This window comes from Streptomyces sp. NPDC002232 (genome assembly GCF_042890295.1).
Taxonomy (GTDB): Bacteria; Actinomycetota; Actinomycetes; order Streptomycetales; family Streptomycetaceae; genus Streptomyces.
In genome coordinates this window covers 101,095-126,921 of the sequence record NZ_JBIARV010000001.1, presented here as the reverse complement: position 1 = coordinate 126,921, position 25,827 = coordinate 101,095, and the positions used below count along the sequence as shown (strand labels likewise).

Genomic DNA, 25,827 nt, shown 5'->3' with positions numbered 1-25,827 from the left:
CCGCGACCGCCGTGTTCGATACCCTCTCCGACCGCCTTGCAGCGACCTTCAAGAACCTCCGCGGCAAGGGCCGTCTGTCCGAGGCGGACATCGACGCCACCGCACGCGAGATCCGCATCGCGCTGCTCGAAGCGGATGTCGCCCTTCCGGTCGTCCGCGCCTTCATCAAGCAGGTCAAGGAGCGCTCGCTGGGCGCGGAGGTCTCCCAGGCCCTCAACCCCGCCCAGCAGGTCATCAAGATCGTCAACGAGGAGCTCATCGGCATCCTCGGCGGCGAGACCCGCCGTCTGCGCTTCGCCAAGACCGCGCCGACCGTGATCATGCTCGCCGGCCTCCAGGGCGCCGGTAAGACCACCCTCGCCGGAAAGCTGGGCGTCTGGCTCAAGGGCCAGGGCCACTCCCCGCTGCTCGTCGCCTGCGACCTCCAGCGCCCCAACGCCGTCAACCAGCTCTCCGTCGTCGCCGACCGCGCCGGCGTGGCCTTCTACGGCCCGCAGCCGGGCAACGGCGTCGGCGACCCGGTCCAGGTCGCGAAGGACTCCATCGAGTACGCGCGGACCAAGCTGTACGACGTCGTCATCGTCGACACCGCCGGCCGCCTCGGCATCGACCAGGAGCTGATGCGGCAGGCGGCGGACATCCGCGACGCCGTCAGCCCCGACGAGGTCCTCTTCGTCGTCGACGCCATGATCGGTCAGGACGCGGTCAACACCGCCGAGGCCTTCCGTGACGGCGTCGGCTTCGACGGCGTCGTGCTCTCCAAGCTCGACGGCGACGCCCGCGGCGGTGCCGCGCTCTCCATCGCCCACGTCACGGGCAAGCAGATCATGTTCGCCTCCAACGGCGAGAAGCTGGACGAGTTCGACGCGTTCCACCCGGACCGCATGGCGTCCCGCATCCTCGGCATGGGCGACATGCTCTCCCTCATCGAGAAGGCGCAGCAGACCTTCGACGAGGAAGAGGCCGCCAAGATGGCCTCGAAGCTCGCCTCGAAGAAGGGCGAGGGCTTCACGCTCGACGACTTCCTGGCGCAGATGGAGCAGGTCCGCAAGATGGGCTCCATCTCGAAGCTGCTCGGGATGCTCCCCGGCATGGGCCAGATGAAGGAGCAGATCGCCAACATCGACGAGCGGGACGTGGACCGCACGGCCGCCATCATCAAGTCGATGACCCCGGCCGAGCGTCAGGACCCGACCATCATCAACGGCTCCCGGCGGGCCCGTATCGCCAAGGGCTCCGGCGTCGAGGTCAGCGCGGTCAAGGGCCTGGTCGAGCGGTTCTTCGAGGCCCGCAAGATGATGTCCCGCATGGCGCAGGGCGGCGGCATGCCGGGGATGCCCGGCATCCCGGGCATGGGCGGCGGCCCCGGCCGGCAGAAGAAGCAGGTCAAGCAGGCCAAGGGCAAGCGCAAGAGCGGCAACCCGATGAAGCGGAAGGCCGAGGAGCAGGCCGCGGCCGAGCGCCGCGAGCAGGCCCAGGCCGGCGGCGCCTTCGGTCTCCCGGCGGCCGGACAGGCCCCGAAGGACTTCGAGCTCCCGGACGAGTTCAAGAAGTTCATGGGCTGACACGCGGACCAGGAGGGGCCCGGGGCGGTGCGAAACCGCCCCGGGCCCCTTTTCACTCCTCCGCGCCGCCCGCGATGCCCGGTTCGTCCCGCTCTTCGATACTGGGGCCACAGCCGCCCCGAGGAGAGCCACGTGGCCAACCCCGTACCCCCGCGCGACCGGACCGACCAGCCCTGGCGCTCGGAAGGGGCTCCGCCGCCCCCGCCGCCGAAGAAGCGGATGCGGGGGAGCTGGGGCAGCCTCATCCTGACCGCGCTCGTCGTCTACCTGCTGGCCAACATCGTGCTGTCGTTCTTCAACGAGGGCGACGGGCCGACGATCTCGTACACCGAGTTCGACAAGCAGGTCGCCGCCGGGAACGTCACCAAGATCTACTCCAAGGGCGACGCGATCCAGGGGCAGCTGAAGAACAAGCAGCCGATCCCCGACGGCGACGGCGACTACACCAAGTTCCAGACCCAGCGGCCCGCCTTCGCCGACGACGACCTGTGGGCCCAGCTGTCCAAACAGAACGTGGTCGTGACCGCCGAGCCGGTCGTCAAGGAGCGCAGCTTCCTCGTCAACCTGCTGATCTCCCTGGCGCCGATGCTGCTGCTCGTCGTGCTGTGGCTGTTCATCGCCCGCCGGATGAGCGCGGGCATGGGCGGCGCCGGAGGCATGCTCGGACGCAAGCAGCCGCCGAAACCGGTGGAGCTGGAGGGCGGCCCGCGCACCACCTTCCAGGACGTCGCCGGCATCGACGAGGTCGAGGGCGAGCTCAACGACGTCGTCGACTTCCTGAAGAACCCCCAGGCCTACCGCGAGATGGGCGCCAAGATGCCCCGCGGCGTGCTCCTCGCGGGCCCTCCCGGCACCGGCAAGACGCTGCTCGCCCGGGCCGTCGCGGGCGAGGCCGGGGTGCCGTTCTTCTCCGCCTCCGCCTCCGAGTTCATCGAGATGATCGTGGGCGTCGGCGCCTCCCGGGTCCGCGAGCTCTTCGCCGAGGCCCGCAAGGTCGCCCCCGCGATCATCTTCATCGACGAGATCGACACCATCGGCCGGGCCCGCGGCGGCGGCTCCGGCATGGGCGGTCACGACGAGCGCGAGCAGACCCTCAACCAGATCCTCACCGAGATGGACGGCTTCACCGGCTCCGAGGGGGTCATCGTCCTCGCCGCCACCAACCGCGCCGACGTGCTCGACCCGGCCCTCACCCGGCCGGGCCGCTTCGACCGGATCGTCCACGTCAACCCGCCCGACCGGGGCGGCCGCGAGGCGATCCTCAAGATCCACACCCGGGAGATCCCGCTCGCCCAGGACGTCGACCTGGAACACGTGGCCCGCACCACCCCCGGCATGACCGGCGCCGAGCTCGCCAACCTCGCCAACGAGGCCGCCCTCCTCGCGGTCAAGCGCGACCAGAAGGCGGTCACCCAGTCCGATCTGTCCGACGCCCTGGAGAAGGTCCAGCTCGGCGCCGAACGGCCCCTGGTGATGCCCGCCGAGGAACGGCGCCGCACCGCGTACCACGAGAGCGGGCACGCCCTGCTCGGCATGCTCCAGCCCGGCGCCGACCCGGTCCGCAAGATCACCATCGTGCCCCGGGGTCGGGCCCTCGGCGTCACCCTGTCGACCCCCGACGCCGACAAGTACGCCTACACCGAGGACTACCTGCGCGGCCGGATCATCGGCGCCCTCGGCGGCATGGCCGCCGAACAGGTCGTCTTCGGCGTCATCACCACCGGCGCCGAGAGCGACCTCGAACAGGTCACCAACATCGCCCGGGGCATGGCGGGCCGCTGGGGCATGAGCGAGCGCGTCGGCCGCCTCACCGCCATCCCGAGCGACGCCCAGCAGGCGTACGGGCTGTCGGCCGCCCCCGCCACCCTCGACACCGTCGACGAGGAGATGCGGCGCATCGTCGACGAGTGCTACGAGAGCGCGGTGCGGCAGCTCCGCGAGCACCGGGACAAGCTGGACGCCCTCGCCGAGGCCCTCCTCGCCCACGAGACCCTGGAGGAGGAGGCGGCCTACCGCGCCGCGGGCATCCCGCGCGTCAAGAAGGAGCTGTGAGGGGCCGCGGCCTTCGGTGACCGGCTCACACGGCCACGCGCACGGGGTGCGTGCTCTCGGGGTGCGGGCTGGTGGGGTCCGGGCTCACGGGGCTCCGCCTCACGGGGGTGCGGGCTCACGGGGCTCCGCCTCACGGGGCTCCGCCTCACGGGGGTGCGGGCTCACGGGGCTCCGCCTCATCGCACCCGTGCGACCACGTACCGGAAGACGTTCGGCATCCACACCGTCCCGTCCGGGCGGGCGTACGGGGCGAGCGCCTCCTCGATCTCCTTCTCCACCTGGGAGAGGTCCGTCGCGCCGACCGCCTCGTCGAAGGCGCCCGTCGAGAGCAGCCCGCGCACCGCGCTCGACCCGTCCGCGTAGCCGAAGGGGCAGGCCACCCGGCCCGAACCGACCGGCCGCAGTCCCGCGTCCGCCACCAGGGCGTCCAGGTCGGGTCCCGCCGCCGGGCCCCGGTCCGCCAGCCGGGCCGCGACCCGCAGCACCGGCTCCGTGGCGCACCGCTCCGGCGGCCCCCAGCCCGCGAGCACGACCGCCGTACCCGATTGCGCCGTACGGGTGAGCGCGCGGAGATCCGGCAGGACCCCGTCCGTCGCGTGGAAGGCCGTGACCACGTCGTACGGAAGGTCCTCGGGGAGCCCCTCCGTCACCGTGACGTCCTCCGGCAGCCGCTCCCTCGCCAGCTCCACGCGCGCGTGGTCCCGGTCCGCGCCGGCCACCCGCGCGCCGCGCGCCGCCGCCATCAGGAGGGCCAGGCCCGAGCCGCAGCCCAGGCCGAGCAGCCGGGATCCCGCGCCCACGCCGAGGCGGTCGTACACCGCCTCGTACAGCGGGACCAGCATCCGTTCCTGGATCTCGGCCCAATCGCGCGCGGGGTGGTGCGGGACGAGCGTAGGTGTCATGGAAAAGTGCCCCAATCCGTGCTCGGACGACAGCCCCCCGTAGTCAGGGAACTGCGCATCCCGGGCCGCGTCCAGTGCTCGGGCCGGACGGATTCGTCCGGGGGAGGGGCGGTGCGCCGCCACCCCGCCGCACCGGGTACTGTCCTCGCCGAGGTCCCCCCGCCCCGCCGGCTCCCCAGGGGGCGCGCGCACCCCGTTCACGCGCCGGGGCGTATGCGCCACTACGCACCGGCTTGAGGCTCCCTGCGTGACTTCTCCGCAGATCGAGGCACTGGACCGCGTCGCCACGCATCGATGCCAACTGACGGGTACGTGCAAAATATTTGGGATGCCCCGGAATGGAACCCGGGGGCACTCCGGCTCGTTGTACGCGACGTGAGCACGACACCCCCTGTTCTCGCCGCAGAGCTGGCACAGGCGTGGGCCGACATTCAGCGGCACCACCCCGAGCTGCCCGATCTTGCCGCGCCCGAGTCCCTGATCGGAGAGTCCTCGTCCGCCTGTGGCGCCGAGCTCTCCTTCGAACGACTGCTCCACGAGGCAGTCCACGGCATCGCAGCCGCCCGAGGTGTCCGCGACACCTCCCGCGCCGGCCGCTACCACAACCGCAGATTCCTCGCGATCGCCGAGGAGATGGGCCTCGACCATCCCGAGGAGCCGCACGCCAGCAGCGGCTTCTCCCTGGTCACGCTGAACCCCGAGGCCCGGCGCCGCTACCGGCCCACCATCGAGCGGCTCCAGCGCGCCCTCAAGGCCCACACGGTCGCCACGGCCGCCGACACCAAGCGGTCCTTCCGGGGTCCGGCCGCCCGGCACGGTTCCTCGGGCGGCGGCGTCCGCGTCAAGGCCGTCTGCGACTGCGGGCGGAACGTGCGCGTGGTGCCCTCGGTGCTGGCCCAGGCCCCGATCGTCTGCGGCGGCTGCGGCAAGCCCTTCCGCATCCCGGAGACGGTGGGCGCCGCCAACTGAGTCGGCGGCGTGTGGCACAATGGCTAGCTGTACTCGACAGTCGCACAGGACCCCTCTCTCCTCCGGCTGACGCGTCCATCGGGCATCCGAGTACCGCAACCCCACGTGGCATCTCAAGTGCCCAACCACGTCAAGACCAGGAGACACCACTCCAGTGGCAGTCAAGATCAAGCTCAAGCGCCTCGGCAAGATCCGCCAGCCGCACTACCGCATCGTCGTCGCCGACTCGCGCACCCGTCGTGACGGTCGCGCGATCGAGGAGATCGGCCTCTACCACCCGACGTACAACCCGTCGCGTATCGAGGTCGACTCCGAGCGTGCGCAGTACTGGCTGTCCGTCGGCGCCCAGCCGACCGAGCCGGTTCTCGCCATCCTGAAGCTCACCGGCGACTGGCAGAAGCACAAGGGTCTGCCGGCCCCCGAGAAGGCTCTGCTCGTCCCCGCCACGAAGGAGGCGAAGCGCGCCTCGTTCGACGAGTTCGCGAAGACCCTCGAGAGCGGCGACGACAAGGGTGAGGCCATCACCCCGAAGGCCAAGAAGGCCGACAAGAAGGCGGACGAGGCCGAGGCCGCGTCCACCGAGTCGACCGAGGCCTGATCATGCTCGAGGAGGCTCTCGAGCACCTCGTGAAGGGCATCGTCGACAACCCCGACGAGGTGCAGGTCGCCTCGCGCAACCTGCGCCGGGGCCGCGTGCTGGAGGTCCGGGTCCACCCCGACGACCTCGGCAAGGTCATCGGCCGCAACGGCCGCACCGCGCGTGCGCTGCGCACCGTCGTCGGCGCCATCGGCGGACGGGGGATCCGCGTCGACCTCGTCGACGTGGACCAGGTCCGCTGAGCAGGTCGGCAGCATCACCTTGAGTTGTGCCGGCACGGGCCGGGGAGGGCTGAAGAGCCCTCCCCGGCCCGTTGTCGTTCGTACGAGCTGTGTGACAGGAGAGTGTGGAGCAGTGCAGTTGGTAGTCGCGCGGGTCGGCCGCGCCCACGGGATCAGGGGCGAGGTCACCGTCGAGGTGCGGACGGACGAGCCCGAGCTCCGGCTCGGCCCCGGCGCCGTACTGCTCACCGACCCGGCCTCCGCCGGGCCGCTGACCATCGAGTCCGGCAAGGTCCACAGCGGCAAGCTGTTGCTGCGCTTCGAGGGCGTCCGCGACCGCAACGCCGCCGAGGCCCTGCGCAACACCCTCCTCATCGCCGAGGTCGACCCCGAGGAACTGCCGGAGGAGGAGGACGAGTACTACGACCACCAGCTCATGGACCTCGACGTCGTCCTCGCCGACGGCACCGAGATCGGCCGGATCACCGAGATCTCCCACCTGCCGTCCCAGGACCTCTTCATCGTCGAGCGGCCCGACGGCACCGAGCTGATGATCCCCTTCGTGTCGTCGATCGTCACCGAGATCGACCTGGAGGAGCAGCGGGCCGTGATCGACCCGCCGCCCGGCCTGATCGACGACCGCGCCGAGATCGTCTCCTCCCGGGACGAGGCCGAGGACGAGACGTCCGGCGACGAGCCCGCCGGGGAGACGGCATGAGGCTCGACGTCGTCACGATCTTCCCCGAGTACCTGGAACCGCTGAACGTCTCCCTCGTGGGCAAGGCACGCGCGCGCGGGCAGCTCGACGTCCACGTGCACCACCTGCGGGACTGGACGTACGACCGGCACAACACGGTCGACGACACCCCCTACGGCGGCGGCCCCGGCATGGTCATGAAGACCGAGCCCTGGGGCGACGCCCTCGACCAGACGCTCGCCGACGGCTACGAGGCCGGGGCGCACGGACCGGTCCTCGTCGTCCCGACCCCCAGCGGCCGTCCCTTCACCCAGGAGCTCGCCGTCGAGCTCTCCGAGCGGCCCTGGCTGATCTTCACGCCGGCCCGCTACGAGGGCATCGACCGCCGCGTCATGGACGAGTACGCGACCCGGATGCCCGTCTACGAGGTCTCCATCGGCGACTACGTCCTCGCCGGCGGGGAAGCGGCCGTGCTCGTGGTCACCGAGGCCGTCGCCCGTCTGCTGCCCGGCGTCCTCGGCAACGCCGAGTCCCACCGGGACGACTCCTTCGCTCCCGGCGCCATGGCCAACCTCCTGGAGGGCCCCGTCTACACCAAGCCCCCCGAGTGGCGCGGCCGGGGCATCCCCGACGTCCTCCTCAGCGGGCACCACGGGAAGATCGCCCGCTGGCGGCGGGACGAGGCCTTCCGGCGCACCGTCGCCCACCGGCCCGACCTCATCGAGCGCTGCGACCCCTCCGCCTTCGACAAGAAGGACCGCGAGATCCTCTCGATGATGGGGTGGGCACCCGAGCCCGGCGGCCGATTTTGGCGCAGGGTCGAGGGCGTGGAAGAATAGGCCGCTGTCGTCCGTCCGGCGCGCGCCCCTGCCACAGGGGGAACGACGCCGCCAGAACCGGACGACGCTCCTCATCATTCGAACGTACCGCTGATGACCTGTGGCATCAGCGAGGAAAGAGACCTCCATGGCCTCCCTGCTCGACCAGGTCAACGCGGCTTCGCTCCGCTCCGACCTCCCCGCCTTCCGTCCCGGCGACACGGTGAACGTCCACGTGCGCGTCATCGAGGGCAACCGCTCCCGTATCCAGCAGTTCAAGGGTGTCGTCATCCGCCGCCAGGGCTCGGGCGTCAGCGAGAGCTTCACGGTCCGCAAGGTCTCGTTCTCCGTCGGCGTCGAGCGCACCTTCCCGGTGAACAGCCCGATCTTCGAGAAGATCGAGCTCGTGACCCGCGGTGACGTCCGTCGCGCCAAGCTCTACTACCTGCGTGAGCTGCGCGGCAAGGCTGCCAAGATCAAGGAGAAGCGCGACCGCTGAGCCCCGGCTCCCGGCATGCCCCACGCTTCCGACTCCCCGCACAGACAGGCCGGATAGGCTCTGCCAGCGATGGACACCGAAGCACAGCACACGGAGCGCGATCCCTCTTCCCGAGCGGAGGAGGGGTCGCGCTCCGCGCGCGTTCCCGACGCTTCCGGGCGGGGCTCCGAGGACTCCGCGCGGTCTACCACGGAGTCCGGGCAGGGCCCTGAGGACTCCGCGGCCTCCGGGGACCCCTCGTGCGGTCCCGAGCGGTCCGGGCGGGGCTCCGAGGGCTCCGGGTCGCCTGCCGAGGAGTCCGGGCAGGGCTCCGAGGAGCCCGGGCGCGTTCCCTCCTGGCGGCGCACCGCCCTCGTGGGCGCCGTCTTCGTGACGTTCCTGCTGCTCCTGAGCCACTTCGTGATCCAGCCGTTCCTGATCCCCAGCCGCTCGATGGAGCCCACGCTCCAGGTCGGTGACCGGATCCTCGTGAACAAGCTGGCGTACCGTTTCGGCAGCGAGCCCGCCCGGGGCGACGTCGTCGTCTTCGACGGCACCGGCTCCTTCGTACGGGAACAGCCCGTAGGCAATCCGGTCACCGGACTCCTCCACGACGGAGCGGCCGCCCTCGGCCTCGCCGAGCCCGACGAGACCGACTTCGTGAAGCGGGTGGTCGGCGTCGCCGGCGACCGGGTCGTCTGCTGCGACAAGGACGGCCGGCTCACCGTCAACGGCGCCCCCGTCCAGGAGTGGTACGTGAAGCTCGGCGACCGCCCCTCCAGCGTGCCCTTCGACATCGTCGTCCCGCCGGACAGGCTCTGGGTCATGGGCGACCACCGCAGCCAGTCCAGCGACTCCCGCGACCACCTGGGCGACCCGGGCGGCGGCATGGTCCCCGTCGAGAAGGTCATCGGCCGGGCCGACTGGATCGCCTGGCCCTTCGGGCGCTGGTCGACCGTGCCGGACACCGACGCCTTCGCCGCCGTACCGGCCGCGCCGGCCGGTGGACACGCGGCGGCAGCCCATGGGTAGCCGGGGCCGTCCGCCCGGCGGGTCCGCGCCGGACACCGAGACCGGACCGGGGGCCGCGAGGCCCGGACGGGCCGAGCGGCGCAGACTGGCCCGCAGGGTCCGGCGGCGCCGGCAGCGCTCCGCGCTCCGCGAGATCCCGATCCTGATCACCGTGGCCGTGCTCATCGCGCTCGTCCTCAAGACGTTCCTGGTCCAGGCGTTCGTCATCCCCTCCGGCTCCATGGAGCAGACGATCCGCATCGACGACCGGGTCCTCGTCGACAAGCTCACGCCCTGGTTCGGCTCCCGTCCGCAGCGCGGCGACGTCGTCGTCTTCAAGGACCCCGGCACCTGGCTCCAGCAGGAGACCGCGCCGCCCGCCGACGACCCCATCGGCGTCAAGCAGGTCAAGCAGGCCCTGACCTTCATCGGACTGCTGCCCTCGGCCGACGACCGGGACCTCATCAAGCGGGTCGTCGCCGTCGGAGGGGACACCGTCCGCTGCTGCGGCACGGACGGCAGGATCAGCGTCAACGGCGTACCGCTGGACGAGCCGTACCTCCACCCCGGGAATCCGCCGTCCAAGATCCCCTTCGAGGTGAAGGTCCCGGAGGGCCGGATCTTCGTCCTCGGCGACCACCGCTCCGACTCGGCCGACTCCCGTTACCACCTCGACGAGGAGGGCCACGGCACCGTCTCGGAGGAGCAGGTCGTGGGGCGTGCCGTGGTGATCGCCTGGCCCTTCGGGCACTGGCGCGGCCTGGAGCAACGGGACGCCTTCGCGGGCGTACCGGACGCCCGTGCGAGTTCCGGTACCGCATCCGGTCTGTCGCATAGTGTGTCCCAGCGGAATCTGAACGGATTGCCCGGGCTCCCGACCCCTGCGGAACTTCTGCTCGTTATGGGAGTGGTGGGCCTGTCCCTGACCCGGGGCGGGCGTTCGCACGGACTGAGGAGTGGATGTGGGGGATTTGGCCGTCGGCGCACGATCCGGACACGATGGACCCGAGAAGAGGGCCGACGGGGCCTTCGACGATGGCACGACGGGTGACGACGTGACGGGTGACGAGCAGGCGCAGCCGCCGAGCGGCGGCACGCCGGGCGATGGCGGCGACGACGCGGCGAGCGGCTCGGGCCGGGCCCCCAAGAAGCAGCGTTCCTTCTGGAAGGAACTGCCCCTTCTCGTCGGCATCGCCCTGGTGCTCGCCCTGCTGATCAAGACCTTCCTGGTGCAGGCGTTCTCGATTCCCTCGGAATCGATGATGAACACCCTGCAGAAGGGCGACCGGGTCCTCGTCGACAAGCTGACCCCCTGGTTCGGCTCCGAGCCCGAGCGCGGCGAGGTCGTCGTCTTCCACGACCCGGGCGGCTGGCTGGAGGGCCAGGAGACCCCCAAGCCGAACGTCGTGCAGAAGTTCCTCAGCTTCATCGGCCTCATGCCCTCCGCCGAGGAGAAGGACCTCATCAAGCGCGTCATCGCGGTCGGCGGCGACACCGTCTCCTGCAAGGAGGGCGGCAAGGTCGTCCTGAACGGCGTCGCGCTGGACGAGAGCGCGTACCTCGCCCCCGGCGCGGTGCCCTGCCAGGACTCCTTCGGCCCGATCAAGGTCCCCAAGGACCGCATCTGGGTCATGGGCGACAACCGGCAGAACTCCCTGGACTCCCGCTTCCACCAGCAGCTCCCCGGCGGCGGCACCGTCTCCAACGACGAGGTCGTGGGCCGTGCCGTCGTGATCGCCTGGCCGGTCACCCGCTGGGCCACGCTCCCCATCCCCGAGGTCTTCGACCAGCCGGCCCTGAACAAGGCCATGGCCGCGGTCCCGGCGGGGGCGGCCGGTCTCGCCGGAGCGCTCCCCCTCGTGCTGTGGCGCCGGAAGAAGCAGGCCGCACGGCATACCGCCGAGTAGCGACCCGCGGGTAGGGTGCCGTCCCGGACCGTCGACAGGACCGCGGTCCGCCGACAGACCTACGGGGTGCGCACATGAGCGGAACCATACGGACCAAGGACGGCCGCGGCCGCCTCGGCAGCATGCTGTCGGGGGTGGCCGTGGCCGTCGGCTGTGTGCTCTTCCTCGGCGGATTCGTCTGGGGAGCCGTGCTCTACCAGCCGTACACCGTCCCCACCGACTCCATGACCCCGACCCTCGCCGTCGGCTCCAAGATCCTCGCCCAGCGGATCGACGGCGACGAGGTGCGGCGCGGTGACGTCGTGGTCTTCGACGACCCCCTCTGGAACTCCGGCCCCATGGTGAAGCGGGTCGCCGCCGTCGGAGGCGACACCGTCGCCTGCTGCGACCGGGACGGACGGCTCACCGTGAACGGCAAGCCCGTCGACGAGCCCTACCTGCGGCCCAGCATCGGCGGCCGCATCATCGCCTCGGGCCAGGACTTCTCCGTGACCGTCCCCGAGGGCAACCTCTTCCTGCTCGGCGACGACCGGCACACCTCGCTGGACTCCCGCTCGCACATGGAGGAGGCCGGACAGGGCTCCGTGCCGCGCTCCACGGTCCTCGGCAGGGTCGACGCCGTCGTCTGGCCCGCCGAGGGCCTCCTGACACCCGCCGAGGGCTTCGCCGACCTGCCGGGCGGCATCTCGCGACCGGGCCCCTTCACGGCGCTCCTCACGGCCGTCGTGGCCGGTACGGCGCTGATCCTCGCGGGAGCCGCGTACGGGCCGGTGGCACGCCTCCTGACCGGACGCCGGTCGGGCGGGACGCGGCCCGGCGCCCGGGAGAAGGTGGGGGCATGACGGATACGGGAAGGCCGGGGGCCGGCCCGGGTACGGGAGGTGCCGAGGGCAGGACGGGAGGGCGGGAGGCCGCCTCGGGGACGGGAGCGGGTGAGGGCATGACGGGAGGGCGGGAGGCCGGCCCGGGGACGGGTGGGGGCATGACGGGTACGGGGACGGGAGGGCCGGAGGCCGCCTCGGGGCCCGAGCTCCTGCGGCGCCGGGTCGCCCGCATCGTGCTGCTCGACCCCGACGACCGGATCCTGCTCCTGCACGGGTACGAGCCCAAGGACCCGGACCTGACCTGGTGGTTCACCCCGGGCGGCGGCCTGGAGGGCGACGAGACCAGGGAGGAGGCGGCGCTGCGCGAGCTCGCGGAGGAGACCGGCATCACCGAGGTCGACCTCGGCCCGGTGCTCTGGAAGCGGTACTGCTCCTTCCCCTTCGACGGGCGCCGCTGGGACCAAGACGAGTGGTACTACCTGGCCCGCACCCGGGGGACCGAGCCCGCGCCCCGGCCGCAGGCCCTCACGGAGCTGGAGACCCGCAGCCTCGCGGGCCTGAGATGGTGGACCTCCGCCGAACTGTCGGCGGCGCGTGAGACGGTGTACCCGACCAGACTCGCCGAGCTGCTCCAGGCGCTGCTCGACGAAGGACCTCCGAGAGCGCCGGTGGTGCTCGCCCCGGAAATCGTTTAGGGGCGCGTACGACTGGCGCACAATAGGGGGACGCACGGCTGAAGGGGAACATGCCATGAGCGCCGAGGACCTCGAGAAGTACGAGACCGAGATGGAGCTGAAGCTCTACCGGGAGTACCGAGACGTCGTCGGGCTGTTCAAATACGTGATCGAGACCGAGCGGCGCTTCTACCTCACCAATGACTACGAGATGCAGGTGCACTCGGTGCAGGGCGAGGTCTTCTTCGAGGTCAGCATGGCTGACGCCTGGGTCTGGGACATGTACAGGCCCGCCCGGTTCGTCAAGCAGGTCCGGGTCCTGACCTTCAAGGACGTGAACATCGAGGAGCTCAACAAGAGCGATCTCGAACTTCCCGGCAGCTGAGCCGCTCACACACTCCTCCCAGCGGAATCACCCCCAGGGGTGACGAGGTTCTCCACAGCCTCACGGGGCGTCCACAGCGCCGCACGGGACCCGCCACGCTCCGTCACAGTCGGTGACGGAGGTGGTACCGCATGAACAGGACCCAAGCCCTCGGACGGTACGGGGAGGAGCTGGCGACCCGCCGGCTCATCGCGTACGGCATGCACATCCTCGCCCGCAACTGGCGCTGCGGCCGGAGCGGCGAGATCGACATCGTCGCCCGGGACGGCGACACCCTCGTCATCTGCGAGGTCAAGACCCGGCGGGACGGCGCCTACGAGCACCCGATGGCCGCCGTCACGCCCCGCAAGGCCGAGCGGCTCCGCCGCCTCGCCGCCTGCTGGCTCGACCGCCACGGCGCCCCGGCCCCCGCCGGGGGCGTCCGCATCGACCTCGTCGGCATCGTCCTGCCGCGCAAGGGCGCCCCCGTCCTCACCCACGCCCAGGGGGTGGCCTGATGGGATTCGCCCGCACCTGCTCCGTCGCCCTCGTCGGCGTCGAGGGCGTCGTCGTCGAGGTCCAGGCCGACCTCGAACCCGGAGTCGCCGCCTTCACCCTCGTCGGCCTCCCCGACAAGAGCCTCAGCGAGAGCCGCGACCGGGTCCGCGCCGCCGTCGTCAACTCCGGAGCCGAGTGGCCCCAGAAGAAGCTCACCGTCGGCCTCAGTCCGGCGTCCGTGCCGAAGGGGGGCTCGGGCTTCGACCTCGCCGTCGCCGCCGCCGTCCTCGGCGCGGCCGAGCGGATCGACCCCCGGGCCATCGCCGACCTCGTCCTCATCGGCGAACTCGGCCTCGACGGGCGCGTCCGGCCCGTCCGCGGCGTCCTGCCGGCGGTCCTCGCCGCCGCCGACGCCGGATACCGCCAGGTCGTCGTCCCGGAGCAGACCGCCGGAGAGGCCTCGCTCGTCCCCGGTGTCTCCGTCCTCGGCGTCCGCACCCTCCGCCAGCTGATCGCCGTCCTCAGCGACGAGCCCGTGCCCGTCGAGGAGGCCGCCGAGGAGGGCCGTCCCGACGCGATGCTCGCCGGACTCCTCGTCCCCGGCGCCGGCCTCGGGACCGGACTCGCCGCCGGGCCCGCCGAAGGCCCCGACCTCGCCGACGTCGCCGGGCAGCGGCGGGCCCGCCTCGCCCTGGAGGTCGCCGCCGCGGGCGGACACCACCTGCTCCTCTCCGGCCCTCCCGGCGCGGGAAAGACGATGCTCGCCGAGCGGCTCCCCGGCATCCTCCCGCCCCTCACCCGGCAGGAATCCCTGGAGGTCACCGCCGTCCACTCGGTCGCGGGCATCCTGCCGCCCGGAGAGCCCCTGGTGCGCAGCGCGCCCTACTGCGCACCCCACCACTCCGCCACCATGCAGTCCCTCGTCGGCGGCGGGAACGGCCTTCCCAGGCCCGGCGCCGTCTCCCTGGCCCACCGTGGGGTCCTGTTCCTGGACGAGGCGCCGGAGTTCTCCGGCAAGGCGCTCGACGCACTGCGCCAGCCCCTCGAGTCGGGACACGTCGTCATCGCCCGTGCCGCCGGCGTCGTCCGCCTTCCCGCCCGCTTCCTCCTCGCCCTCGCCGCCAACCCCTGCCCCTGCGGCCGCCACACCCTCCACGGCGCCGGCTGCGAATGCCCCGCCTCCGTCGTCCGCCGCTACCAGGCGCGCCTGTCCGGCCCCCTGCTCGACCGCGTCGACCTGCGCGTGGAGGTCGAGCCCGTCACCCGCGCCGACCTGCTCGGACAGGGCGGCCGGGGCGAGACCACCGCCACCGTGGCCGCCCGCGTCCACGCCGCCCGGGACCGGGCCGCCGCGCGCCTCTCCGACACCCCCTGGCGGGTGAACAGCGAGATCCCCGGACACGAGCTGCGCACCCGCCACCTGGCCGCTCCCGGAGCCCTGGCCGCCGCCGAACGCGACGTCGAGCGCGGACTGCTCACGGCCCGGGGCCTCGACCGGGTGCTCCGCGTCGCCTGGACCGTCGCCGACCTCGCCGGGCACGACCGCCCCGACAGCGGGGACATCGCCCTCGCCCTCGAACTGCGCACGGGCGTCGCCCGCGGCGTACCGGTCGGAGCGGGGGAGTTCGCATGACCACCGCACGAGGGGCCAGCCCGACGGAACCGGACGGGCCGGACGCGCTTGAACCCGGAGTGCCGGGACCCGGAGCGCTCGAACCCGCCGTGCTCGAAGCCGGCGCGCTGGGGCCCGCAGCGCTGGGACCCGAAGCGCTCGAACCCGCTGCGCTCGAAGCCGGAGCGCTGGGGCCCGCAGCGCTGGGATCCGAGGCGCGTGGGCCGGACGTACCCACGAGGGCCGTGCCAGGCCATGACATCCCGGGCTCCCCCGTCCCGGTCCCCGAGATCCCAGGCCCCGGCGGGACGGGCCCCGGCGGGACGGGCCCCGGCGGGCAGGAGGCCATGCCGTCCGACGGCGACCGTGAGCGGCTCGCGCGGGCGGTGCTCAGTCGGTCCGTCGAGCCCGGGGACGAGCACGCCGGGCGGTGGCTCCGCCGGTACGGGGCCGCCGGGTTCCTCGACCGGCTGCTCCACGACGGGGACGTCGGCTCCTCGTTCCCCGGTACCGGAGCCACCCGCGTCGCCTCCTGGCGCAGACGCGCCACCGCCGCCCGGCCCCGCCACGACCTCGACACCGTCCACGCCCTCGGCGGCCGCTTCCTCGTCCCGGGCGACACCGAATGGCCGCGTCAACTCGACGACCTCGGAGACGCCCGCCCCATCGGCCTCTGGGTGCGCGGCCCGGCCGACCTGCGCGCCTGGGCACTGCGCTCCGTCGCCCTCGTCGGAGCCCGCGCCTGCACCCCGTACGGCGCCCACACCGCGGCCGACCTCGCCGCCGGCCTCAGCCGAAGGGGCTGGGTCGTCGTCTCCGGCGCCGCCTACGGCATCGACGGCGCCGCCCACCGGGGCGCCCTCGCCGCCGACGGCGCCACCGTCGCGGTCCTCGCCTGCGGCGTCGACGCCCCGTACCCCCGCGGCCACGACCGGCTCATCCGACGCGTCGCCGAACAGGGCCTCGTCGTCGGGGAGTTGCCACCCGACTCCCATCCCACGCCGAGCCGCTTCATCCTCCGCAACCGCGTCATCGCGGCCCTCACGCGCGGCACGGTCGTTGTGGAGGCGCAGCACCGCAGCGGCTCCCTCGTCACCGCCCGGGCCGCCGCGCGGCTCGGCCGTCACACCATGGGCGTTCCCGGTCCCGTGACCAGCGCACTCTCCGCCGGGGTCCACGAACTGCTCCGCGGCGACGCCACCCTCGTCACCGACGCCGACGAGATCGTCGAACTCGTCGGCGACATCGGACAGCTCGCCCCCGCGCGGCGCGGCCCCGTCCTGCCCCGCGACCTCCTCGCCCCCGCCGTCGCGCACGTCCTCGAAGCCGTCCCCGCCCGCGGCCCCACGCCGACCACCGTCATCGCCCGCCGGGCCGGCACCGGCCCCGACGACACCCTCGCCAAGCTGTACGAACTCCACTCACTGGGCTTCGTCGAACGGCACGGGGAGGGCTGGCGGTTGACGAACACCGCGACAGAAGCGTCGAACGCGCGGCGAGGCGTTACTTGACCTGGCGCATTCGGGTGAAAGGGTGATGAGGATGAACAGACCCGTTCTCTCGGTCGCACCCGGGGGGCCGACACGCGCCACGGCCCGGGTTCGAAGATGTGGCCGACGGCGTCCACCCGGAGCGGCGCGATCCGCCGATGTTCGCGCACCGCGACGGCGCACTCACGCTACGCTCACCAGAATTCCCTACAGGACCACCGCACCGACACACCCGAAACCAGAACGGCTCAAGGCAACGCATGCCCCAGCACACCTCCGGGTCTGACCGCGCTGCGGTGCCCCCAGCGGCCCGGGGCACCGTGCGACCGCCCGCGCCGACCTCACTCGACGAGCTCTGGCGCTCGTACAAGGACAGCGGCGACGAGCGGCTGCGGGAGCAGCTGATCCTGCACTACTCGCCGCTCGTCAAGTACGTCGCCGGCCGGGTCAGCGTGGGTCTGCCGTCCAACGTGGAGCAGGCCGACTTCGTCTCCTCCGGGGTCTTCGGCCTCATCGACGCCATCGAGAAGTTCGACGTCGAGCGGGCGATCAAGTTCGAGACGTACGCGATCACCCGCATCCGCGGTGCCATGATCGACGAACTCCGCGCCCTCGACTGGATCCCCCGCTCCGTCCGCCAGAAGGCCCGCAACGTCGAGCGCGCCTACGCCACCCTCGAAGCCCAGCTCCGGCGGACCCCCTCCGAGAGCGAGGTCGCCGCGGAGATGGAGATCACGCTGGAGGAACTGCACGCGGTCTTCAGCCAGTTGTCCCTGGCGAACGTGGTCGCCCTGGAGGAGCTGCTGCACGTCGGCGGCGAGGGCGGCGACCGGCTCTCCCTCATGGACACCCTCGAGGACACCGCCGCCGACAACCCCGTCGAGATCGCCGAGGACCGCGAGCTGCGCCGGCTGCTCGCCCGCGCCATCAACACGCTCCCCGAGCGGGAGAAGACCGTCGTCACGCTCTACTACTACGAGGGCCTCACCCTCGCCGAGATCGGCCACGTCCTCGGCGTCACCGAGAGCCGCGTCAGCCAGATCCACACCAAGTCCGTCCTCCAGCTCCGCGCCAAGCTGGCCGACGTCGGCCGCTGACCCTTGCGGGCCGGTCGTAGAGTGGAGCCGTGCCCAGGATTCGAGCGGCCTCCGTGGCCGAGCACCGGACCATGCAGCGCGGCGCCCTCCTGGACGCCGCGCGTTCCCTGCTGTCCGAGGGCGGTACGGAGGCGCTGACCTTCCCCGCCCTCGCCGAGCGCACGGGCCTCGCCCGCTCGTCGGTCTACGAGTACTTCCGGTCCCGCGCCGCCGTCGTCGAAGAGCTCTGCGCCGTCGACTTCCCCGTCTGGGCCGCCGAGGTCGAGGCGGCCATGGCCGGCGCCGAGACGCCGGGCGGCAAGGTCGAGGCGTACGTCCGCAAGCAGCTGGACCTCGTCGGGGACCGGCGTCACCGGGCGGTCGTCGCCATCTCGGCGAGCGAGCTGGACGACGGCGCCCGCGAGAAGATCAGGGCCGCCCACGGAGGCCTCGTCGCGATGATCGTCGAAGCCCTCGCGGCCCTGGGGCAGCCCGAGCCGCGCCTCGGCGCCATGCTCCTCCAGGGCGTCGTCGACGCCGCCGTCCGCCGCATCGAGCTCGGCGCGGCCGAGGACCCGGCGGCCATCGCCGAAGCGGCCGTCACGATGGCCCTCCACGGCGTCACGGGCCCGGAGTCCTAGACCTCGGCCCCGCCCGCCCGGCTCCCCAGGGCTCCCCGTCGAGCGGAAGCAGCCGCGCGGGGGCCCGCCCCGTCAGCAGCAGGGGGTTCAGGTACTCCTTCCCCCGCAGCAGGCCCCAGTGGAGGCAGCTCACCCGGCAGTGAGAGCCCTCCGCGACCTCGGCGATCGGCGTGCCGCGCGCGACCCGGGTGCCGGGCGGCACCAGCGGCGTCACCGGGGTGAACGTCGTGCGGAGCGGAGGAGTACCCGTGCCCGGCAGGGTCAGGGACACCGCGCCGCGTCCGCCCACCGGGCCCGCGAAGGTCACCGTCCCCGCGGCCGGGGCGAGGACCGGGGTGCCCGGGGGCGCAGCGAGGTCGATGCCGCGGTGACCCGCGGCGTACGGGCCGGGCGGAGGCTCCCAGCCGCGGACGATCTCCGGCGGGGGCGGGCCCACCGGCCGGAGCAGGATCAGGGTCAGGGTCGCGAGCAGGACGGTCAGACGCATGGGGCCAGCGTTCCGCGCGCCGGCGGACCGTTCGGGTGACGGAGCGCATCTGTGGACCGGCCACCGCTTGTGGACAGTGCCGTCACCCGGCGCTCCCGGGGTCCCGTACACTTCCTATGGCGACTCGGGTCACCGGGTCGACTTCGCACGCCCCGCCACCAGCTCTCGCGGCGGGTGGCAGCGCCTTTCGGTCCTTCGTGGCACGGCGCGCCGGGGCGTCAGGAACACAACCGAGAAACCCAAGGAGATACGGCCATGGCCGTCGTCACGATGCGGGAGCTGCTGGAGAGCGGCGTCCACTTCGGTCACCAGACCCGTCGCTGGAACCCGAAGATGAAGCGCTTCATCTTCACCGAGCGCAACGGCATCTACATCATCGACCTGCTCCAGTCGCTGTCGTACATCGACCGCGCCTACGAGTTCGTCAAGGAGACCGTCGCGCACGGCGGCTCCATCATGTTCGTCGGTACGAAGAAGCAGGCCCAGGAGGCCATCGCCGAGCAGGCGACGCGTGTCGGCATGCCGTACGTCAACCAGCGTTGGCTCGGTGGCATGCTCACCAACTTCTCCACCGTCTACAAGCGTCTGCAGCGCCTCAAGGAGCTCGAGCAGATCGACTTCGAGGACGTCGCCGCCTCGGGTCTCACCAAGAAGGAGCTCCTGGTCCTCTCCCGCGAGAAGGCCAAGCTGGAGAAGACCCTCGGTGGTATCCGCGAGATGCAGAAGGTGCCCAGCGCCGTCTGGATCGTCGACACCAAGAAGGAGCACATCGCCGTCGGTGAGGCGCGCAAGCTCCACATCCCGGTCGTCGCGATCCTCGACACCAACTGCGACCCCGACGAGGTCGACTACAAGATCCCGGGCAACGACGACGCGATCCGCTCCGTCACCCTGCTCACCCGCGTGATCGCCGACGCCGTCGCCGAGGGCCTCATCGCCCGCTCCGGCGCCGCGACCGGCGACTCGAAGCCGGGCGAGAAGGCCCAGGGCGAGCCGCTCGCCGAGTGGGAGCGCGACCTGCTCGAGGGCGAGAAGAAGGCCGACGAGACCGCTGAGGCCCCCGCCGCCGAGGCCGCTCCGGCCGAGGCTGCCGCCGAGGCCCCCGCTGAGGCCCCGGCCGAGGCTCCGGCCGCCGAGGCTCCGGCCGCCGAGGCTCCGGCCGCGGACGCCGAGCAGGCCTGACCCTTCAGGACCTTCGGGTGACGACGGCGGGGGCCCACGAAGCCCCCGCCGTCCACCCGTGGACCCGCCCGATCTTTCAGACTTCGAGAGAGAAACAGACTCATGGCGAACTACACCGCCGCTGACGTCAAGAAGCTCCGCGAGCTCACCGGCGCCGGCATGATGGACTGCAAGAAGGCCCTGGACGAGGCCGACGGCAACGTCGACAAGGCCGTCGAGGCGCTCCGCATCAAGGGCCAGAAGGGCGTCGCCAAGCGCGAGGGCCGCTCTGCCGAGAACGGCGCCGTGGTCTCCCTCATCGCCGACGACAACACCTCGGGCGTCCTCGTCGAGCTGAAGTGCGAGACGGACTTCGTCGCCAAGGGTGACAAGTTCCAGGCCGTCGCCGCCCAGCTCGCCGAGCACGTCGCCGCCTCCGCCCCGGCCGACCTGGAGGCGCTGCTCGCCTCCGAGATCGAGGCCGGCAAGACCGTGCAGGCGTTCGTCGACGAGGCCAACGCCAACCTCGGCGAGAAGATCGTCCTGGACCGCTTCGCGCAGTTCGCCGACGGCTTCGTCTACGCGTACATGCACCGCACGATGCCGGACCTCCCGCCGCAGATCGGTGTCCTCGTCGAGTTCGACAAGGCCGACGCCGCCGTCGCCAAGGGTGTCGCCCAGCACATCGCCGCCTTCGCGCCGAAGTACCTCACCAAGGAAGACGTTCCGGCCGAGGTCGTCGAGACCGAGCGCCGCGTCGCCGAGGAGACCACCCGCGCCGAGGGCAAGCCCGAGGCCGCGATCGCCAAGATCGTCGAGGGTCGCGTCAACGGCTTCTTCAAGGACGCCACGCTGCTCGGCCAGCCGTACGCCCTGGACAACAAGAAGTCCGTCCAGAAGGTCCTGGACGAGGCCGGTGTCACCCTGAAGCGCTTCACCCGCATCAAGGTCGGCATCTGAGTCCGTACGCGAACGCGACGGACGCCGGACCCCGGTAGGGTCTGAGGCAGTCGTCCGCGCACGCGCAGGGCGACCGCAGATCTGACGAGGAGGCCATTGCCGCACGGGATACCGCGAGGATCCAAGGCAATGGCCTCCTTCGTATGTGCACGAGGAGATCTCCATGAACCAGGGCGCCGTACAGGGCGACGACAACAACGGCAAGCAGGTCGGCCGCTACATGCTGAAGCTGTCCGGAGAAGCCTTCTCCGGCGGTACCGGCCTGGGCGTCGACCCCGACATCGTGCACGCCATCGCACGTGAGATCGCGGCCGTCGTCCGCGACGGCGCGGAGATCGCGGTGGTGATCGGCGGCGGCAACTTCTTCCGTGGCGCCGAGCTCCAGCAGCGCGGTATGGACCGGGCCCGCTCCGACTACATGGGCATGCTCGGCACCGTGATGAACTGCCTCGCCCTCCAGGACTTCCTGGAGAAGGAGGGCATCGACTCCCGCGTCCAGACCGCCATCACCATGGGCCAGGTCGCCGAGCCGTACATCCCGCTGCGCGCCGTGCGGCACCTGGAGAAGGGCCGCGTGGTCATCTTCGGCGCGGGCATGGGCATGCCGTACTTCTCCACGGACACCACCGCCGCCCAGCGCGCCCTGGAGATCGACGCCGAGGCCCTGCTCATGGGCAAGAACGGCGTGGACGGGGTCTACGACTCCGACCCGAAGCGCAACCCCGACGCGGTCAAGTTCGACGCCCTCGAGTACGGCGAGGTGCTGTCGCGCAACCTCAAGGTCGCCGACGCCACCGCCATCACCCTGTGCCGGGACAACAACCTCCCGATCCTCGTCTTCGAACTGCTCACCGAGGGCAATATCGCTCGCGCGGTGAAGGGTGAGAAGATCGGCACGCTCGTGAGCGACCAGGGCACCCGGGCCTGACCCGAACCGGGGAACCGCCCCGCAAGGGGATGGACAGAGCCCTGCCGGTCGTACACCGTGCAGGACACAACGCGACGACACGCAGGAGCATGTGGTGATCGAAGAGACTCTCCTCGAGGCCGAGGAGAAGATGGAGAAGGCCGTCGTGGTCGCCAAGGAGGACTTCGCCGCGATCCGCACCGGCCGTGCGCACCCGGCGATGTTCAACAAGATCGTGGCCGACTACTACGGTGCCATCACCCCCATCAACCAGCTGGCGTCCTTCTCCGTGCCGGAGCCGCGCATGGCCGTGGTGACGCCGTTCGACAAGAGCGCCCTGCGCAACATCGAGCAGGCGATCCGTGACTCGGACCTCGGGGTCAACCCGAGCAACGACGGCAACATCATCCGTGTGGTGTTCCCGGAGCTGACCGAGGAGCGCCGCCGCGAGTACATCAAGGTCGCCAAGGGCAAGGCCGAGGACTCGAAGATCTCGATCCGCTCGGTGCGCCGCAAGGCCAAGGAGACCATCGACAAGCTCGTGAAGGACGGCGAGGTCGGCGAGGACGAGGGCCGTCGCGCCGAGAAGGAGCTCGACGACACCACCGCGAAGTACGTCACGCAGGTGGACGAGCTGCTCAAGCACAAGGAAGCCGAGCTGCTCGAGGTCTGATGAACGACTCTTCCTGGGGGGCCCCGGCCGGTTCCGGCCGTGGGGGACCCGACCAGGGGCCTGCCCCGGCGGGTCCCGCATACGATCGGCATCAGGCGGCGCAGACTCGGCCCATGCCCATCGTGCCCGACGTTCCCGCCGGCGGATTCCAGGACGGTCACGGCCGGGGGGCCGCTCACCCGAGCGGTCCCCTGTTCCGTGACGAGACGCCGCACGAGCACCCGCAGGAGCCCATGTCCAGCCCCACCCCGCCTCCGCCGCCCGCGCCGCCGGCGCCACGGCAGAAGAAGAGCGCCGGGCGCAATCTGGGCGCGGCCATAGGGGTCGGAGTCGGACTCGGCGCGGTGATCATCGCGTCGCTGTACATCTGGGCGCCCGCGTTCGTCGGAGTGATCGCGGTCGCCGTGGTGGTCGGCCTCTGGGAGCTCACCTCCCGCCTCCAGGAACGCAAGGGCATCAAGGCGCCGCTGGTCCCGCTCGCGGTCGGCGGTGCGGCGATGGTCGTCGCCGGCTACGTGCGGGGCGCCGAGGGCGCCTGGGTGGCGATGGCCCTGACGGCCCTCGCGGTACTCGTCTGGCGGATGACGGAACCGCCCGAGGGATACCTGAAGGACGTCACGGCGGGGGTCTTCGCCGCGTTCTACGTGCCGTTCCTGGCGACGTTCGTGGCGATGCTGCTGGCCGCGGACGACGGACCGGAGCGGGTGCTGACGTTCCTGATCCTGACCGTGGTCAGCGACACCGGGGCGTACGCGATCGGCTGGCGCTTCGGCAAGCACAAGCTGGCCCCGAGGATCAGCCCCGGCAAGACCCGGGAGGGTCTGGTCGGCGCGGTGACGTTCGCGATGGCGGCGGGCGCGCTGTGCATGCAGTTCATGATCGACGACGGCATGTGGTGGCAGGGCCTGATCCTCGGTCTGGCGGTGGCGGCGAGCGCGACGCTCGGCGACCTCGGCGAGTCCATGATCAAGCGCGACCTGGGCATCAAGGACATGGGCACGCTGCTCCCGGGCCACGGCGGCATCATGGACCGCCTGGACTCGCTGCTGCCCACCGCTCCGGTGGTGTGGCTGCTGCTGGCCCTGTTCGTCGGGACGACCTGACCGGCGGAGCCGTACGAGAAAGGGCCCCCGCCCCGCACCACCGGTGCCGGACGGGGGTCCTTTTCGTCGGCCCGGTGGGTCAGCGGTCCGTTCCCGACATCAGACGGGAAAGCAGGCTCCGGGTGTTCGCCGTGCTGGGGTGCTCGGCCCCGAAGAGCTTCTCGCGCGAGACAAGAACCGCCTGAGCCTCGGCGATCGCCCGGTCCCTGTGTCCCATCTGATCGTAGAAACCCGCGAGGTTGTGCCGGGTGACAAGCGCGTCCGGATGGTCTGCCCCCAGAGCCGAATGCTCCACTTCCAGGAGCGCTTCCATATCGGCGATCGCTCCTCCGACGTCACCGGCCTCCGCCCGCAGCCCGGCCAGATTGTGTCGGATCGTGCAGGCGAAGGCGCCGTTCGCATCAATCGACGAAGGCAGCTCTGCAAGAATCTCTTCCAGTGCTCGAATCCCACCCTCCATGTCCGCGCCCCTTGCCCGCCAGTAAGCAATCTGGCATCGCGCCTCGATCACCAGGATGTGGGCGGGCTCATGGTTCACGAGCAAACCTTCAAGGATTTCTTCGAACGTGTGCGCAGCACTCTCGTATGCTCCGTGCGCTCCCAGCATCTGCGCCAATTGACTCCGCGCGATGAGGGTCTCGACATCGTTCGGACCTTCGACCCTCAGCAGATCCGAATATGCCTGCATGAGCGTATCGACAGCGTTATCGAAATCTCTGTCCCGTGATTGCCAGAAACCGAGCTGACGAAGGCATCTCAGCGTGTCCGAGTGATCCGGGCCAAGGATCTCGGTGGCTGTTTCCCAGAGCGCGCGCCACTGGGAGATCGCGGTGGAGTACATTCCGGCATAGCCGTGACTGTCTGCGCCATGAAAAAGGACCTCGTAGGCCTCGACCTTCCACAATGAATCAAAGGCAAGGGAAGAAAGCGCGTCGATGTTCTGGCACAGTACGTGCCTCAGATCCCGCTCCTCCGCGTCGCGCGACCATGACGAAAGAATGCAGAGCGAGGCGAAGAACGCCAGCTCCTCCTGATGGGCCTCGTCCACGGACTCCCGTGCCACGCGCTGCACGAGGGGGTGGACTCGCACCATGCCATGTGTCTCGTACGGCGAGTGGCTCACCAGACTCAGGCGATGCAGGGAGCGCAGGGAGGCCAACACCTCGTCCTCGGAAAGCTCGGGCACTTGGACGTCGAGCGGTCCCTCCGGCTCGAACATCAAGTACTTGCAGATTCCCAGGTACGAGCGAGCCGGCTTGCTCGTGAGCACCGCATCGGGAATTCCGTTCGCGTTCATCACCGACGCGAGGGCCAGGAGGTAGCGGGATATGCCCTCGGGCCACAGCTGGTCGGCCCGCGCCACGGACAGGTCCCAGACCGCGGCCAGTACCTCTTCATGGTCATCCGGCAGGCTGCCCCCGTCCGGGACCAGCTCCGACAGGACTCGGCGCCGATCCGCCAGCAGTTCCCTGTAGCGGGGCACCCGCAAGCCCTGGTCGGCGATGTAGGAGGCGGCTTGGGCGAGCGCCAAGGGCAGGTGTCCGAGATCGGTGGCGAGATCGAGGATCTCGTCCCCCCGGCCCCGGCAGCCGTGCGCATCGAGCTTCCTCACCAGATACGAGACGGATTCTCTCTCGGTGAAGACCCCGACCTCCATGAAGTCTCGGCCCTGACCTCGCAGAGCGGAGTCCCGACGCCGGGTGGTGACCACCACCTGGCACTGGGGGCGGGACGGCGGCCAGAGTCCTCGAACATCTGCTGGATCCGCCACGTCGTCCAGGACGATGAGGCAGAACCGCTCGGTCGTCTGGAGCCAGGCGATGAACATGCGCGCGGCCTGGTGGGGGTTCTCCTCCGTGACGGCGCAGACATCACGCGCCGCTTGCGCATACGCGAGCTCGATCGCATCACGGTTGACGGCACTGAGCCAGACGAGCAGCTCGGCCCTTCCCTCGGCCTGGGCCGAGCGCGCGTACCGGGCCGCCAGCTGGGTCTTGCCCACCCCGCCCATGCCCGAAAGGATCTTCGTGGAACGTGTGGAAAGTGAACTCAGAGTCGGTCTCGGCTCGAAGCAGTGAGCTTCGAGTGGAACCACTCCCACCTGATGAGGCCACGAGACGCGTGAGGTCGGCTGCGGCG

Annotated in this window: 27 protein-coding genes; 24 read left to right on the top strand and 3 right to left on the bottom strand. The window is 71.2% G+C overall.

Translation table 11 applies throughout. The features are described 5' to 3' along the window. Positions 1 to 11 precede the first annotated feature (11 nt). Both ffh and ftsH read left to right on the top strand, forming a co-directional pair. Entirely contained in the window at positions 12 to 1,565 is a 1,554-nt protein-coding gene (gene ffh / locus ACFYXU_RS00555) for a signal recognition particle protein (protein WP_329850557.1), read from the top strand. A gap of 132 nt (positions 1,566 to 1,697) precedes the next feature. Beyond that, a complete protein-coding gene (gene ftsH / locus ACFYXU_RS00550; protein ID WP_389408140.1) occupies positions 1,698 to 3,617 on the top strand; it encodes an ATP-dependent zinc metalloprotease FtsH in 1,920 nt (639 codons plus the stop codon). A gap of 176 nt (positions 3,618 to 3,793) precedes the next feature. Here the strand turns inward: ftsH and ACFYXU_RS00545 are convergent, their stop codons facing one another. Continuing rightward, positions 3,794 to 4,519 carry a methyltransferase domain-containing protein gene (locus ACFYXU_RS00545; RefSeq protein ID WP_389456061.1) on the bottom strand — a complete coding sequence of 242 codons (726 nt, stop codon included), beginning with the start codon at positions 4,517 to 4,519 and terminating at the stop codon, positions 3,794 to 3,796. 375 nt (positions 4,520 to 4,894) lie between these two features. Here ACFYXU_RS00545 and ACFYXU_RS00540 point away from each other — a divergent pair, with 375 nt between their 5' ends. The 17 genes from ACFYXU_RS00540 to ACFYXU_RS00460 all read left to right on the top strand — a co-directional run bounded on the left by ACFYXU_RS00540 (position 4,895) and on the right by ACFYXU_RS00460 (position 18,397). After that, complete coding sequence (locus tag ACFYXU_RS00540; protein ID WP_030690647.1) at positions 4,895 to 5,488, top strand: hypothetical protein; 594 nt, start codon at positions 4,895 to 4,897, stop codon at positions 5,486 to 5,488. A gap of 154 nt (positions 5,489 to 5,642) precedes the next feature. Further along, a complete protein-coding gene (rpsP, locus tag ACFYXU_RS00535) occupies positions 5,643 to 6,086 on the top strand; it encodes a 30S ribosomal protein S16 (RefSeq protein ID WP_053644511.1) in 444 nt (147 codons plus the stop codon). A 2-nt stretch (positions 6,087 to 6,088) separates the two neighbouring features. Next, positions 6,089 to 6,328: an RNA-binding protein gene (locus ACFYXU_RS00530; RefSeq protein WP_020868149.1), complete on the top strand. Its 240-nt coding sequence runs from the start codon at positions 6,089 to 6,091 to the stop codon at positions 6,326 to 6,328. A 112-nt stretch (positions 6,329 to 6,440) separates the two neighbouring features. Beyond that, positions 6,441 to 7,025: a ribosome maturation factor RimM gene (gene rimM / locus ACFYXU_RS00525; RefSeq protein ID WP_389456059.1), complete on the top strand. Its 585-nt coding sequence runs from the start codon at positions 6,441 to 6,443 to the stop codon at positions 7,023 to 7,025. After that, a complete protein-coding gene (gene trmD, locus ACFYXU_RS00520) occupies positions 7,022 to 7,843 on the top strand; it encodes a tRNA (guanosine(37)-N1)-methyltransferase TrmD (protein ID WP_383787575.1) in 822 nt (273 codons plus the stop codon). The genes rimM and trmD overlap by 4 nt, the downstream gene beginning before the upstream one ends. Positions 7,844 to 7,970: 127 nt before the next feature. Continuing rightward, positions 7,971 to 8,321 (top strand): 50S ribosomal protein L19, encoded by a 351-nt coding sequence (gene rplS / locus ACFYXU_RS00515; protein WP_361396697.1) that lies wholly within the window; start codon positions 7,971 to 7,973, stop codon positions 8,319 to 8,321. A 69-nt stretch (positions 8,322 to 8,390) separates the two neighbouring features. Beyond that, positions 8,391 to 9,332, top strand: a complete 942-nt coding sequence (lepB, locus tag ACFYXU_RS00510; RefSeq protein WP_389456057.1) for a signal peptidase I — start codon at positions 8,391 to 8,393, stop codon at positions 9,330 to 9,332. After that, positions 9,325 to 10,362: a signal peptidase I gene (lepB, locus tag ACFYXU_RS00505; RefSeq protein ID WP_376510564.1), complete on the top strand. Its 1,038-nt coding sequence runs from the start codon at positions 9,325 to 9,327 to the stop codon at positions 10,360 to 10,362. The genes lepB (ACFYXU_RS00510) and lepB (ACFYXU_RS00505) overlap by 8 nt, the downstream gene beginning before the upstream one ends. Continuing rightward, complete coding sequence (gene lepB / locus ACFYXU_RS00500) at positions 10,283 to 11,218, top strand: signal peptidase I (RefSeq protein ID WP_389456720.1); 936 nt, start codon at positions 10,283 to 10,285, stop codon at positions 11,216 to 11,218. The genes lepB (ACFYXU_RS00505) and lepB (ACFYXU_RS00500) overlap by 80 nt, the downstream gene beginning before the upstream one ends. Positions 11,219 to 11,292: 74 nt before the next feature. Further along, a complete protein-coding gene (gene lepB / locus ACFYXU_RS00495) occupies positions 11,293 to 12,060 on the top strand; it encodes a signal peptidase I (protein ID WP_389456055.1) in 768 nt (255 codons plus the stop codon). Positions 12,061 to 12,200: 140 nt separating this feature from the next. Then, positions 12,201 to 12,737: an NUDIX hydrolase gene (locus tag ACFYXU_RS00490; RefSeq protein ID WP_376510560.1), complete on the top strand. Its 537-nt coding sequence runs from the start codon at positions 12,201 to 12,203 to the stop codon at positions 12,735 to 12,737. Between the two features lie 55 nt (positions 12,738 to 12,792). Next, the gene (locus ACFYXU_RS00485) at positions 12,793 to 13,101 is read left to right on the top strand and encodes a DUF2469 domain-containing protein (RefSeq protein WP_005311352.1); all 309 of its coding nucleotides are present in this window, start codon (positions 12,793 to 12,795) and stop codon (positions 13,099 to 13,101) included. Between the two features lie 131 nt (positions 13,102 to 13,232). After that, complete coding sequence (locus tag ACFYXU_RS00480) at positions 13,233 to 13,598, top strand: YraN family protein (RefSeq protein WP_361396710.1); 366 nt, start codon at positions 13,233 to 13,235, stop codon at positions 13,596 to 13,598. Further along, positions 13,598 to 15,211 carry a YifB family Mg chelatase-like AAA ATPase gene (locus ACFYXU_RS00475; RefSeq protein ID WP_389456052.1) on the top strand — a complete coding sequence of 538 codons (1,614 nt, stop codon included), beginning with the start codon at positions 13,598 to 13,600 and terminating at the stop codon, positions 15,209 to 15,211. The genes ACFYXU_RS00480 and ACFYXU_RS00475 overlap by 1 nt, the downstream gene beginning before the upstream one ends. Positions 15,212 to 15,537: 326 nt before the next feature. Further along, entirely contained in the window at positions 15,538 to 16,701 is a 1,164-nt protein-coding gene (dprA, locus tag ACFYXU_RS00470) for a DNA-processing protein DprA (protein ID WP_389456050.1), read from the top strand. Positions 16,702 to 16,940: 239 nt separating this feature from the next. Further along, the gene (gene whiG / locus ACFYXU_RS00465; RefSeq protein ID WP_329850593.1) at positions 16,941 to 17,777 is read left to right on the top strand and encodes an RNA polymerase sigma factor WhiG; all 837 of its coding nucleotides are present in this window, start codon (positions 16,941 to 16,943) and stop codon (positions 17,775 to 17,777) included. Between the two features lie 53 nt (positions 17,778 to 17,830). Next, complete coding sequence (locus ACFYXU_RS00460; protein WP_389456718.1) at positions 17,831 to 18,397, top strand: TetR/AcrR family transcriptional regulator; 567 nt, start codon at positions 17,831 to 17,833, stop codon at positions 18,395 to 18,397. Here ACFYXU_RS00460 and ACFYXU_RS00455 read toward each other — a convergent pair. After that, positions 18,378 to 18,884 (bottom strand): M23 family metallopeptidase, encoded by a 507-nt coding sequence (locus ACFYXU_RS00455; protein WP_389456048.1) that lies wholly within the window; start codon positions 18,882 to 18,884, stop codon positions 18,378 to 18,380. The two genes, ACFYXU_RS00460 and ACFYXU_RS00455, sit on opposite strands and share 20 nt — an antisense overlap. 255 nt (positions 18,885 to 19,139) lie before the next feature. On the opposite strand from ACFYXU_RS00455, the gene rpsB reads away from it, so the two are divergent. The 5 genes from rpsB to ACFYXU_RS00430 all read left to right on the top strand — a co-directional run bounded on the left by rpsB (position 19,140) and on the right by ACFYXU_RS00430 (position 23,688). After that, positions 19,140 to 20,066 (top strand): 30S ribosomal protein S2, encoded by a 927-nt coding sequence (gene rpsB / locus ACFYXU_RS00450; RefSeq protein ID WP_389456046.1) that lies wholly within the window; start codon positions 19,140 to 19,142, stop codon positions 20,064 to 20,066. A 102-nt stretch (positions 20,067 to 20,168) separates the two neighbouring features. Next, positions 20,169 to 21,005, top strand: a complete 837-nt coding sequence (gene tsf, locus ACFYXU_RS00445; RefSeq protein WP_329850596.1) for a translation elongation factor Ts — start codon at positions 20,169 to 20,171, stop codon at positions 21,003 to 21,005. 163 nt (positions 21,006 to 21,168) lie between these two features. After that, complete coding sequence (pyrH, locus tag ACFYXU_RS00440) at positions 21,169 to 21,933, top strand: UMP kinase (protein ID WP_329850597.1); 765 nt, start codon at positions 21,169 to 21,171, stop codon at positions 21,931 to 21,933. Positions 21,934 to 22,027: 94 nt separating this feature from the next. After that, entirely contained in the window at positions 22,028 to 22,585 is a 558-nt protein-coding gene (frr, locus tag ACFYXU_RS00435; protein ID WP_148006369.1) for a ribosome recycling factor, read from the top strand. After that, positions 22,585 to 23,688 (top strand): phosphatidate cytidylyltransferase, encoded by a 1,104-nt coding sequence (locus ACFYXU_RS00430; RefSeq protein ID WP_329850599.1) that lies wholly within the window; start codon positions 22,585 to 22,587, stop codon positions 23,686 to 23,688. The genes frr and ACFYXU_RS00430 overlap by 1 nt, the downstream gene beginning before the upstream one ends. Positions 23,689 to 23,767: 79 nt before the next feature. Here the strand turns inward: ACFYXU_RS00430 and ACFYXU_RS00425 are convergent, their stop codons facing one another. Next, a complete protein-coding gene (locus ACFYXU_RS00425; RefSeq protein WP_389456044.1) occupies positions 23,768 to 25,699 on the bottom strand; it encodes a tetratricopeptide repeat protein in 1,932 nt (643 codons plus the stop codon). Between the last annotated feature and the right edge of the window lie 128 nt (positions 25,700 to 25,827).